This is a genomic window from Nonomuraea sp. LPB2021202275-12-8 (assembly GCF_037044575.1).
GTDB lineage: Bacteria > Actinomycetota > Actinomycetes > Streptosporangiales > Streptosporangiaceae > Nonomuraea.
The window spans coordinates 71,743-83,882 of the sequence record NZ_JBAHWD010000004.1 but is presented as its reverse complement, the minus strand read 5'-3'; the positions used below and the strand labels follow the sequence as shown (position 1 = coordinate 83,882).

Sequence of the window (12,140 nt, the reverse complement as noted above, 5' to 3'; positions counted from 1 at the left end):
GGACGGCGGCTCGGGCACCGCCCGGCCCTCCGCGAGGAGGACTGGACGTGGCCCGCCGGAGCGCCGCCCTACTTGCGCTTGTCCACCTCTTCGGTGAGCTGCGGGACGATCTGGTGCAGGTCGCCCACGATGCCGTAGTCGGCCAGCTCGAAGATGGGAGCCTCGGGGTCCTTGTTGATCGCGACGATGGTCTTCGCGGTCTGCATGCCGGCCCGGTGCTGGATGGCGCCCGAGATGCCCGCGGCGATGTAGAGCTGCGGCGACACCGTCTTGCCCGTCTGGCCCACCTGGAACTGATGCGGATACCAGCCCGCGTCCGTGGCGGCGCGGGAGGCGCCGACGGCCGCGCCCAGCGCGTCCGCCAGGCCCTCGATGACCGAGAAGTTCTCCGCCGAGCCGACCCCGCGGCCGCCGGAGACCACGATCGCGGCCTCCGTGAGCTCGGGGCGGGCGCCCTTCTCCTGCTTGACACGCTCGACGATGCGGGCGGCCTTGGCGGAGTCGGACAGCGTCACCGACACCTCCTCCTCGGCGCCGGCCCCGGCGGCGGCCACGGGGGCCGTCGAGTTGGGCCGCACGGCGACGATCGGGATGCCCCTGCTGACCTTCGAGTGCACGTTGACGCCACCGCCGAAGATGGACTGCTCGGCGACGAAGCCCTCGCCGAGGCCGACGGCGTCGGTGATGACGCCGGAGTCGGTCTTGACGGCGAGCCGCCCGGCGACCTCCTTGCCCTCGGCCGTGGCGGCCACCAGCACGGCGGCCGGCGACTTGGCGGCCACGAGCTGGGCGAGCAGCTCCGCCTTGGGGGCGACCACGTAGCCGACGATCTCCTCGGAGCCGGCGACGTAGATCGTGTCCGCGCCGTACTCGGCCAGCTTGGCCTTGGCCTCGGCGGTGATGCCGGGGCCTGCCCAGACGGCGGCGGGCGTGCCGAGAGAGCGGGCGAGGGTCAGCAGCTCCAGCGTGACCTTCTTGACCTCGCCGTCGACCTGCTCGACGAGAACGAGAATCTCCGACATATCAGTAAAACCCCCGTTCTCAGATGAACTTCTTGGCGGCGAGGAACTCGGCGACCTTGGCGCCGCCGTCACCCTCGTCCTTGGCGATCGTGCCGGCGGCGCGCGGCGGCGCCGCGGCGAAGTCGACCACCTGGGACCAGGAGGCCTCCAGGCCGACCTGACCGGCGTCGATCTCGGCGTCGGCGATGGCCAGCGTCTCGACCGGCTTCTTCTTGGCCGCCATGATGCCCTTGAAGGACGGGTAACGCGGCTCGTTGATCTTCTCCACGACGGAGACGACGGCCGGCAGCGAGGCCTCGACCTTGTCGTAGCCGTAGTCGGTCAGCCGCTGGACGGTGATCGACGAGCCGTCCACGTCCACCTTGTTGGCGAGCGTGAGCTGCGGCGTGCCGAGGCGCTCGGCGAGCATCGCCGGCAGCACGCCGGTGCGCGCGTCGGTCGACTCGGAGCCGAGGATGACCAGGTCGAACCCGATCTTCTTCAGCGCCTGCGCCATGGCGTAGGAGGTGCCCAGCGCGTCGGAGCCGTGCAGGGCGTCGTCGAACAGGTGGACCGCCTTGTCGGCTCCCATTGCCAGGGCCTTGCGGATGGTCTCGGTGGCCTTGCCGGGACCCATGGTGAGGACGGTCACCTCACCACCGTGGGCCTCCTTGAGCTTGAGCGCCTCCTCCACGGCATACTCGTCAAGCTCGTTCACCACGCCGTCGACCGCGTCACGGTCGAGCGTATTGTCATCGGACCGCAGCTTGCGCTCGGTCGCCGTGTCGGGGACCTGCTTCACGCAGACGACGATGTTCATGGCCGGTGGCCGACCTCCCGTGTTCGCGTGCGCCACCGCGTCGATGCGGTGGCGCCGGATGCATGCTGTCCAGACTGCCAGGTGCCCCATGGGGGTCGCGACAGTGGGTGTGCCCGAGGCGTGTCCCGGACTCCCGCGGCCATGTTACCCATGAGTAGCTTACGCGCAAACACACAGCTGGTGCGGTCTGCGCGAAACTGCCTACGGCCCACCCTACCGAACTTTGTTCCGTTACTGCTCGACGGGGCCGATCACGCGGAGAGCAGGAAGACGACCCCCACCACCAGCGCCGTGCCGGCGAACAGCGCCAGCACGGGCGTGCTGAACAAGGCGCTCAGCGCCACGGACAGGCCCAGCGTGCCGGCGATGCCGGTGAAGTCGGCGACGACCCTGCGCCGCTTGAACGGCCCGCTGGAGAACAGCGCGAACCCCGCGTCGACCACCACCGCCAGCGCGAACGCGGCCAGCAGGAACAGCGACACCTCCGGCAGCAGCCCACGCGCGGCGGCGGCCAGCAGCGAGACGAACAACCCCGAGCCGATCAGCCAGCGCCTGCGCACCCGCTCCCGGTGTCGCGCCCTCGACAGCGCCGCGGACTCCGCGTGCCTGTCCCTGCCCGGCCGCCACTCCCGCGTGGACAGGTGGTGAACGTCACCTTCCCCCCGCTGCGCCGTACCCATGGACCAGCGCGACAGGCGGCGCGCCGGGGGGGCCGCCTCGACGCCGAGAGTGGCGCAGATCCCGGCGGCCGTCGGCCGCGCGGCCGGATCGACGGACAGGCACTCGCGCAGCAGGGGCTCCAGCCACGCGGGCGTGCCCTCCAGGTCCGGCTCGTGGTGGACGACCCGGTAGGCGACCGCGGACGGCGGCCCGTGCCCGTACGGCTGGCGGCCGGTCGCGGCGTAGGCCAGCGTGGCGCCGAAGGAGAACACGTCGGCCTGCGGGCCCGCCTCGCCGCCCTCCAGCACCTCCGGGGCTAAGTAGCCGGGAGTGCCGACCACCGCGCCCGAGGCGGTGACCGACAGGGAGTCGAGCGCGCTGGCGATGCCGAAGTCGATCACGACCGGATCGCCCTCGGTCATCATCACGTTCGCGGGCTTGAGATCGCGGTGCACGACCCCCGCCTCGTGCACGGCCAGCAGGGCGTCGGCCAGCCCGGTCGCCAGCGACCTCAGGTCGGCCACCGGCACGGGGACGGCGCTGAGCGGCCTGCCCTGGACGTAACGGGTGACGAGGTAGGGTCTGGCGCCGTCCAGCGAAGCGTCGAGCACCTCGGCCACATGCGGCCCGCCCACCCGGCGCATGGTCTCCACCTCGCGCGCCAGCCGCGCCAGGGCGCCGCCGTCGGCCGCGACGTGCGGGTGCAGCACCTTGACCGCGACCGTGCGGCCTTCGGGGTCCAGCGCCAGGTGCACCTCGCCGAACCCGCCCGCGCCCAGCCGCGAGAGCAACTGGTAGGGGCCGAGTCGCTCGCTCATACCCCCTACTCTCCCCCCGCCCGGAGGCGGGGACACTCAGGACCAAGGGGACAGGAACCCCAGGTTCAGATCCTTCAGAAGGTCGTTGAGCAGACCGGTGATCAGTCCCGTCGCGCTGTTGCGCGCCTGGCTGGTCAGCTCGTTGATCACCGTCTCGGGCGCCCGCCACGGCTCCCACGACGTCTCCGCGCCCAGCGCGAACATCACCGCGAACAGCGCGAACGTGCCGGCGATCATGGCGGCCACCAGCGCCGCGCCCGGCGTGCGCAGGACGCCGGTGAGAGAGCGGGTGACCGCCTGGCGGGGCGCCCCGCCGCCCGGCAGCACGAACAGCCCGGCCGCGAAGGCCCCGGCGGCGTAGGCGGCGGCGTCGTTCACGCTGAACCCGCCGCCCCAGCGCAGCACACCCCAGACGCACGCGCCGAACGCGATCGCCAGCGGCACGTGGACCAGGCTCACGAGCGAGGCCTTGACCAGCGCCCACGGCGTGCCCACCAGCACGAGCAGCGGATCGGCCGCACTGCTGCCGCGCACCTGGCGGCGCTTGACCATGTCGCCGAACAGGTATTCGCCCACCCGGAAGACCACCGCGAGCGCGATCGCCACCGCGCCCACCACCACGGGCATCATCACGGCCAGCGCGATCAGCGTGACCAGCAGCAACAGCGCGACGAACTGGCTGCCTACCAGATAGCGCTTGCGCTCGGCGGCGGGGGCGTGGGGCGCGGGCGGGGTGTAGGGCCTGGCCTGCGGCTGGTGTTGCGGCTGCTGCTGCGGCGGCGGATGGGCCGCGCGCTGGGGCGCCGGGTAGCCGGCCACCCGCTGGTCGGCCACGGGCGGCCTGGCGGACATCGGCGCCGGGACGTACGGCGGCGGCCGCTCCTGCCGGGACGGCTGCGGCTCGCGCCGCCGGCGCTCGTACTCCACCGGCGGCAGCAGGTCGGAGTAGGCGTCCATGGTCCGCGTCCGGCTCGGGAGCCGCTTGGTGCGGCCGGGGCCGTCATCAGGCGTCGTCTCGTTGAACGTGGTCACCGACGGGTCCAGCGACCGGGCCATCTTCAGCAGCTGGTGGGCGTTGGGCCGGGCGGCGGGATCCACCTGGAGCGCCCGGCTCAGCCAGCCGCGCAGCCACGCGGGCGCCCTGTCGAGCTGCGCCCGCCCTTCCATGATGTTGAAGCAGACCGCCTCGAACGTGCCGGTGCCGAACGGCGGCGCCCCGGTCGCGGCGAAGAACACCGTGGAGGCCAGCGAGTGCACGTCGGCCGCCTGGGTGATGTCGGAGTCGCGGATGATCTCGGGCGCGAGATAGCCGGGGGTGCCGACGAACATCCCCGTCTGGGTCAGCCTGGTCGCGTTGACCAGGTGGGCGATGCCGAAGTCGATGACCAGCGGCTCGCCGTCGACGAGCATGACGTTGGACGGCTTGAAGTCGCGGTGGATCACGTCGGCGGCGTGGATGGCCACCAGCGCCTGGCAGAGCCCCTGAGCCAGCCGGATGATCTGGCGCGCCTGCAGCGCGCCCTCCGTCAGCACGGTCTCCTCCAGCGTGCGGCCGGGGGCGAAGCGGGTCACCACGTACGGCTGGCCGCCGACGAGCTCGGCGTCGACCACCTCGGCCACGTGCGGGCTGCGCACCCGGCGCATGGTCTCGACCTCGCGGGTCAGCCGGTCGCGCGCCTTGAGGTCGGCGGCGACGTGCGGATGCAGCACCTTGATGGCGACCTCACGGCCTTCGCCGTCGAGGCCCAGGTGGACAACCCCCATGCCACCTTCGCCGATCTTCCTGACCAGCCGGTAGGGGCCGAGCCGCTCTGGCGTCTGGGTGTCGCCCGTGCTCATTGCCACCTGCCTCGCGTCATCCCCCCGAGTCCCCCTTCAGATCGTTGAGCAGCCCGACCACCGGCCCTACGTTCACCGGAGTCCATACGGCCCTCCTCGCGTTGTCCCCGAATGTGGTGATGGCGAGGAGCAACGAGAGCGCGGCCGCTGCCGCGAAAACTCCCGCCATCACCATCGCCGCTGTTCTCGAGGGTACGAGGGATGAGAGCGTCCTGCGCATCTGCCTGCCGGGTCCCTCGACTCCCGGACCGGCGCAGACGGTCCACAGCGCCACCGCCGCTCCCCAGGCCAGGGCGTTGTACGGGCTCATCCTGACCACCACGGTGAGCAGGAGGGTCACCGGCAGCCCGAGGATGAGCGCGTAGAGGACCAGGGCGAGCGTGATGCCCGCCGACTTGGCCAGCGCCTGCGGGAAGGCGAACACCCTGAACACGTCGAACGCGGCCGCGCCCGTCGAGCGGCGCGCGATGAGCTGCGGCTGGGCCAGGTCGGCGGCGCGCAGCAGCACGGCGAACGGGATCGCCAGCACGGCCACGAGCACGGGGGCCAGGGCCGCCAGCACGATCATGATGATCAGCAGCATCGCCCCCGCCACGCCGTAGGCGGCCGAGCGCTGCAGCGCCTGCCCGGGGATCGCGCCGGGGATGAACGGCTCGCGCCTGGTCTTCGGGTCGGGCTGGAACTGGCCCTGCGCCGGGATGTAGGGCGGCGGCTGGACCGGGTTGCCCCTGCCGTAGTCGGGCCCGTCGGGGCGCACCCGCCTGGTCGGCACGTCGCCCTCGCGGTGCTGGGCGGCCGGGCCGTGGTTGCCGGGCTGCGCGGGCGCCTGCTGCCAGGGCAGGCTCGGCTGGGCCGCCGCCTCCCGCTGCATCTGGCGCAGCTCCTCGGGGCTCACCCTGCGGGTGGGCCACGGGTCGCCCTGGCCGGGCAGCAGGGAGACGTACTGCTGGTCAGGCCCGGGCGGCTGCTGGCCGTAGGGGGGCGGCAGGGCGCGCGGGTCCTGGCCGTCGACGAGCTGCCTCGGCGTCATCGGCGGGGTGGAGATGTCCCACGGCGGCTTCTCGCCGGGGAACGGCGCTCCGGGCGTCTCCTGGGGCGGCCGGTCACCGTAGGAGTGCGCGGCCGGGACGTCGCGCGGGCGGTCGGCGATGTAGGGCGGCGTGACCGAGGGGTCGCGCGGCGGCGCCACGTTGTCGCCGGTGCGCGGCGGCTCGCCGTGGTCCGGGCGGGGCACCGTGGAGATCTCGTCGGAGGCGTTGCCGGCGGGCTTGGGCAGCATGCGCGCGGTCTGCTCGGCCAGCTCGGCGGCCTTGGGCCGCTTGGCCGGGTTGCGCTGGAAGGCGGCCTTGAGGAGCGGCTGGATGGCCGCCGGAGCGGCGCTGACGTCGGCCTTGCCCGCGGTGATGTTGTAGAAGATCATCTCCAGCGTGCCCTTGCCGAAGGGCGGCTGGCCGGTGCCGGCATACAGCAGCGTGCCGGCCCAGGCGTGGATGTCGACCTCGGGGCCGGCCTCCTGGCCCTCGATGATCTCCGGCGCCAGATAGCCGGGCGTGCCGATGAACATGCCCGTCTGGGTCAGCCTGGTCGCGTCGACCGCCTGGGCGATGCCGAAGTCGATGAGGACGGGCTCGCCGTCGAGGATCAGCACGTTGCCGGGCTTGAGGTCGCGGTGGATGACGCCCACCGAGTGCACGGCGGCCAGCGCCGTGGCCACGCCGTGCGCGATCTTCACCAGCGCCGGCAGGTCGAGCGGCCCGTCGTTCTTGATGATCTCGTCGAGCGGCCGGCCCGGCACGTAACGCGTGACGATGTACGGACGATGACCGGTCACGTCGGCGTCGAGCACCTCGGCGATGAACTTGCTGCGCACCCGCCGCATCGTCTCGACCTCGCGCGAAAGCCGCCGCCTGGCGACCTCGTCACCGGCGACTTCGGCGCGCAGGACCTTGACCGCCACCTGCCGCCCCTGAGGGTCGACAGCGAGGTGGACAACACCCATTCCGCCTTCACCGAGCCGCCTGAGCAGCCGGTAAGGGCCGAGTCGGTCATCGTTCATGGCATGAAGCACCATACCGGCTTAATCCCCGCCCACGAGATGAACCATGAGGCCACATTCCCACTCGTACAACGTCTGGAACGAGGCCATCGGTTTCCCAAACGATGGTCTCGAATTGGCTACGGCGTCTGATCGTCGCGCCCGCGCGGCCCTGTGCCGGCATCGTCCCTCGCTCTCTACGCCTGCGCTCAGCCGGCCAGGGAGAGCACCTCGGCGCTCTTCAGCCCGGCCAGCGCGGCTCCGGAAACGGCGAGTTTGGAGCGGCGCACCCCGCTGCCTATGACCACCTCCGGGTGCCGGGCGACGTGCGTGTCCACCAGGACCGGCCAGTCGTCGGGCAGGCCGAGCGGGGTGATCCCGCCGTACTCCATCCCGGTGAGCTCCACCGCCTCCGCCATCGGGGCGAAACTCGCCTTGCGCCCGTCGAGGTGCTTGCGCACCACGCCGTTCACGTCAACCCGCATCGTCGCCAGCACCATGCAGGCGGCGTAGCGGACCTCGCCGCCGCGCTTGGCCGCGACGACCACGCAGTTGGCCGACGCGTCGAGCGCCACGCCGTAGCGCTCGCAGAACGCGGCGGTGTCTGCCAGATCCGGGTCGATCTCGGCCACCCGCACGCCTTCGACCTCCCGCACGGCCCGCGCCACCGGATCGGCCAGCAGGTCGCTCCGGTCGGCGGCGGGCACCCAGTCCAACGTCATCCCATCTCCTCGATCGCTCTTCCAGGACCCTAACCCGGTCACGGGAACAGCGTGCGACGTCACGGCGACCGCAGCACCCGTTCGTGCAGCTGGGTGACCGTGCTGCGCGCGGACTCCATGGCGCCTGCCTGCCAGGCGATCAGATGAGTGAGCCAGTCGCCCGCGAAGTACACCCTTCCGCTGGGACGTTGCAGAAGAGTGAAGGACGAATCAAAGGCCGGCCAGCGCACCCAGCCGCCCTGGATGTGCTCCTGGCGCTCCCAGGCGATCGAGACGGCCGACAGCACGCCGTCCCGGTACTTCTCACCGTGGATCTTCTTGCCCTGGGTGAGCGCGCGCCGCCTGCGGTCCTCCGGGCTGAGCGCGCCGTACAGCTCGGCGTCGCGCTCGGTGTTGTAGTAGCCGACGACCACCCCGCGCTGGGCGTGGTAGTCGTGCGAGGGGTACCAGATGTGGGTGATGTCCAGGTCTGTCTCGGTGACGCCGCCGTAGATCCGGTCCTCGATCTCCCACCAGCGCCTGCCGTACTCCAGGCCGATCTTGCCGGCGGCGACCGGGGCGGGGGTCTTGAGCGCGGCCGTGACCGGTGCGCCCAGGTTGTGCGGGATCTTCGCCAGCACGTGCGGCGGCAGGGCGGCGACGCAGTAGTCCGCCGTGGTCCGGCCGCCGGCCCAGGTGACCTCGACGCCGTCGGCCAGGCTGGTGATCCGGGTGACGCGGGCGCCGGTCGTGATCCGGTCCTCGCCCACCGCCTCGACGAGCCTGGTGACGATCGCGTCCATGCCGCCGACGGGCTGGAACATCGGGGTGGCCTGGTCGTAGCCGAAGTCGTTGGTGATCGCCCGGCCGGTGCCCGCGGCGAGAATCTGGCTCAGCGTGCCAGGCGCGCCGAGCGGGGTGCCGCCGTCCATGCCGGGGAGTTCGGCGTAGCCGCGCCGGCTGGATCCGTCGTACTCCAGCCGGGGGCCGAGGTCGCCGAACCTGCGCAGGAATTCGAGCAGCCGTTCCCGGTCGTCCTTGGTGATCTTCCGGTTGAGCGCGCCGATATTTGTCGCTTTGGCAAGAAGTTCAGCGACATAGCCGTACATGTCGGCTCGGGCCGCTCCCGACCGCACCGTCTGACCGGCCGTGTGGACGTACGCCTGCGCGTTGCGGTTCACGAACGTCTCGATGGGGATGCCCAGCTCGCGGCAGTAGTCCAGGGTGACCATCCACGGCGCGATCCGGGCCGGCCCCGCGTTGAAGTAGACGCCCTCGCCGAACGCCACCTCCTGGGCGGGCCCGTTCAGCTCGGTCAGCCGGTCCCCGCCCCGCAGGGTGAGATTGCGTCCCCCGGCCCTGGCGCCCGCCTCCAGCAGGGTGCAGTCGTAGCCCGCCTTGCCCAGCTCGTACGCCGCGGTCAGCCCGGCGACCCCGGCCCCCAGGATCACCACCTTGGCCGCCGCCCGGCCCCGCAGGGAGAAGTCGCTCGCCTGAGGAGGGACGAACGCCTTGTCCTGCTCGCCGGGCGCCAGTCCGAGCGCCCCCATGGCGGCGTACATGGCCCCGGCGCCTCCCGCCGCCCCGATGCCCACGAGCAGCCCGCGCCTGGTCAGATCCGCCATGTCAGCTTCTCCCGCACGTTCAGCCGTACGGACCGCTGCCGCAGGCGACCTGGCCGCCGATGGTGGCGAAGATGCCGAACAACGCCATGATCTGTGTGAAGTCGTCGGTGGTGAACTCCGTGTGCCGCGAACCCACGGACTTGACGCCGGGGACCAGCGCCACAGCGGCCGCGATGGCGGTGGAGTTCCACTCCACCCCCAGCGTGTACGGCGGGGCCATGGTGTAGGGCGTGAAGTCGCTCAACCGGTTGAGTGCCCTCACCGTGGCCTCACGGATGCGGGCCTGGGCGACACTCGGCGGCAGCAACTCGGCCGAGAACTTGTCGATGCCCTTCTTGACCGCGACGGTCTCGACGTCGCCGAGCAGCTCGCGAGCCTCCTCGCCGACGGCCTCGTCGCCGGTCACCAGCACGACCGGGACGCCGTGGAACCCGGCGCAGGCCGCCACCACCCGCGTCTCGCCGCACACCTCGCCGTTGAGGTAGACGTTCTGGATCTCCTTGCCCATCCACGTGTGGTTGAGCACCCCGTGCTGCACTCCGGCCCGCGCGTGGTAGCCGACGAAGCAGGCCGCCTGGAAGGACCCGTCCAGCCCCTGGGCCATCCGCTGCGCCTTCCCCGGCCCGCGGATCAGGCTGGCGCGCGGGTCGAGCAGCTCGATCCGCAGGTTCTTGGTGGACCCGTGCGCGTCGTTGACCAGCACCCCGTCCGCCCCGGCCGCGAACGCGCCGTCGATGGCCGCGTTGGCGTCGGCGGTCATCAGCTCGCACCCGCGGTCGTAGCCGCGCTTGCCCGCGTGCATCTCCTCGGGGTCGGTCAGGCCGGTGATGCCCTCCATGTCAACCGACAGGTACACCCTCATCCGCCACACTCCTCGCCACTCATCGCAGAGCATTCTCCCGGCCGGGCGCCGCGCCCGGCGCGGCGCCCCAGGTCTCCACCCGGCGCGCCTCGTCCTCGGTCATGAGACCGACGTCGGCCCTCATGAAGGCTGCCGCCTGGTCACGCCACGGGTCCGGGATCTCGTCGAGCGCCGGAGGGTAGCAGCGGTCGAGCCAGCTCGTGGACTCCTCGGTGGCGTCGAAGTGGTCCAGGGCTCCGCCGAAGAGGGTCCGCTCGATGCCGGGGACGCGCGCCAGGCCGTACTCGACCATTTCCTGGCCGCCGTAGGGCGGCGGCCGGAGCCACTTGCGCGCTCGCGGATGGTCGGCGGGGATGGGGGTGTCGAGCGGGCGGCGCTCGACGGCGGCCTGGATGAGCTCCTTGTACAGGCACTTGGCGCAGGTGCGGCAGGGGCCGTCGGTGCCCGTCAGGCACCACCGGACGTGCTCCCTGAGCGCCGAGCCCAGCGCCAGGCGCATGGTGACGGCCTCGCTCACGCCACCCACCGGCAGCACGATGTGCACGCCCGCCGAGGCGAACAGCCGCCCCCACGCGCCGTGCGGCGCCCACATGGGGTTGTCCGGCGTGTAACGCAGCAGGTAGCGATCGCCGCCCAGCCAGCGGGAGCCGAGCTCGTAGCCGAAGGCCAGACCGCCCAGGCCCAGCCGGTCGGCGAGCAGCAGCGCCCCAGCGGCGACCGCGTGGTGCTCCGGATAGCCGGGCCTGGGCTCGGCCAGGGTGTACTCCAGGTCGGAGGCCACGACGGTGAGCTCGCGTCCGGTCCGCCTGGCCAGCTTGGCCAGCACGTCGGAGCGGTAGTGCGGCCAGCGGTTCGGCACGCGATCGTGCGGCACCCGCTTGAAGTGCACGAACGGCGCCTCGGGGTAGACCGTCGCCGCGGCCACGGAGTCGGCGCCGCCGCTGTAGGAGATGGCCAGGACCGGTCCCGCCGGGCGCGGCTCGGCGCCCACGGGCCCGGCCTCGATCCCCCAGCCGTCGTGCAGCGCGGCGGCCACCTCCGCGGAGACGGCCCGGTCGAAGGTGATCCTCCTGCGCGTCCACGGCGCGACGACGGTCCAGGCGGCGACGGCGAAGAGGTCGGGATGGGCGTCGTCAGGCGCGCCGGCGACGGTGCAGGCGTTGATGGCGAGCTTGACCGGGTGCCCGTCGGCGGCCTTGCCGGTGATCTCGTCCTCGGGGTCCAGGCGGAAGGTCAGCCGCCCGGCGGACCAGCTCACACGCACGGCCGCTCCTCACTCGTGGCCGCGCCCTCCCGGGGCAGCCGCGCCCTGAGGTCGTCGACCGCCTGCCACAGCAGCACCTCGTTCTGCAGGAGCCCGTCGAGCGCCTTGGCGGTCTCCTGAGCCAGCCGGCGGGTGTCCTCCACCATGCTCTTGTCGATCTTGGCGGACGCCGGGGAGCGGGCTTCGCGCAGCCGCTCGACCTCGCTCTGGAGGCTCGCCATCTCGCGGCGGAGGGTCTGCACCTCCCACAGGGCGTCCCTGATGTCCTGGCGGTGGTCCGCTATCGAGATGTAGCGGGAGTCGAACCATCTACGCACGGCCGAGCGCAGCCGTGCGGGGACCGGGACGCGCATCATGAAACGCCACCATAGTGGCAAATCTGCCACCCTCAGGCCGGGCCGCCCGCGATCGGCATCGGAGCGTTCCAGAGATGGAAAGTAGCGAAAGATCCTGACATGGGTGTTGACGTCGTCGCCGTCCCCGCTTACGTTTCCGGCGTTCGACGAAATATATCG

Annotated in this window: 10 protein-coding genes; all 10 read right to left on the bottom strand. The window is 72.0% G+C overall.

Annotation, left to right across the window (positions count from 1 at the left end; all coding sequences use genetic code 11):
• Positions 1–68 precede the first annotated feature (68 nt).
• Positions 69–1,022 carry an electron transfer flavoprotein subunit alpha/FixB family protein gene (locus V5E28_RS08915; RefSeq protein WP_336205950.1) on the bottom strand — a complete coding sequence of 318 codons (954 nt, stop codon included), beginning with the start codon at positions 1,020–1,022 and terminating at the stop codon, positions 69–71.
• Positions 1,023–1,041: 19 nt separating this feature from the next.
• Positions 1,042–1,821, bottom strand: coding sequence for an electron transfer flavoprotein subunit beta/FixA family protein (locus V5E28_RS08910; RefSeq protein ID WP_336205949.1), 780 nt, complete (start codon positions 1,819–1,821; stop codon positions 1,042–1,044).
• 251 nt (positions 1,822–2,072) lie between these two features.
• Positions 2,073–3,299, bottom strand: coding sequence for a serine/threonine-protein kinase (locus V5E28_RS08905; protein ID WP_336205948.1), 1,227 nt, complete (start codon positions 3,297–3,299; stop codon positions 2,073–2,075).
• Between the two features lie 36 nt (positions 3,300–3,335).
• Positions 3,336–5,138 carry a serine/threonine-protein kinase gene (locus V5E28_RS08900; RefSeq protein WP_336205947.1) on the bottom strand — a complete coding sequence of 601 codons (1,803 nt, stop codon included), beginning with the start codon at positions 5,136–5,138 and terminating at the stop codon, positions 3,336–3,338.
• A 16-nt stretch (positions 5,139–5,154) separates the two neighbouring features.
• The gene (locus tag V5E28_RS08895) at positions 5,155–7,194 is read right to left on the bottom strand and encodes a serine/threonine-protein kinase (protein WP_336205946.1); all 2,040 of its coding nucleotides are present in this window, start codon (positions 7,192–7,194) and stop codon (positions 5,155–5,157) included.
• Positions 7,195–7,382: 188 nt separating this feature from the next.
• Positions 7,383–7,895, bottom strand: coding sequence for a YbaK/EbsC family protein (locus tag V5E28_RS08890; protein WP_336205945.1), 513 nt, complete (start codon positions 7,893–7,895; stop codon positions 7,383–7,385).
• 59 nt (positions 7,896–7,954) lie between these two features.
• Positions 7,955–9,499: a flavin monoamine oxidase family protein gene (locus V5E28_RS08885; RefSeq protein WP_336205944.1), complete on the bottom strand. Its 1,545-nt coding sequence runs from the start codon at positions 9,497–9,499 to the stop codon at positions 7,955–7,957.
• Between the two features lie 19 nt (positions 9,500–9,518).
• On the bottom strand, positions 9,519–10,361 hold the full coding sequence (locus tag V5E28_RS08880) for a M55 family metallopeptidase (protein WP_336205943.1): 843 nt from the start codon (positions 10,359–10,361) through the stop codon (positions 9,519–9,521).
• A gap of 19 nt (positions 10,362–10,380) precedes the next feature.
• Positions 10,381–11,625: a DUF6395 domain-containing protein gene (locus V5E28_RS08875; protein ID WP_336205942.1), complete on the bottom strand. Its 1,245-nt coding sequence runs from the start codon at positions 11,623–11,625 to the stop codon at positions 10,381–10,383.
• On the bottom strand, positions 11,616–11,981 hold the full coding sequence (locus V5E28_RS08870) for a hypothetical protein (RefSeq protein WP_336205941.1): 366 nt from the start codon (positions 11,979–11,981) through the stop codon (positions 11,616–11,618). Before V5E28_RS08870 ends, V5E28_RS08875 begins: the two co-directional genes overlap by 10 nt.
• Positions 11,982–12,140 lie beyond the last annotated feature (159 nt).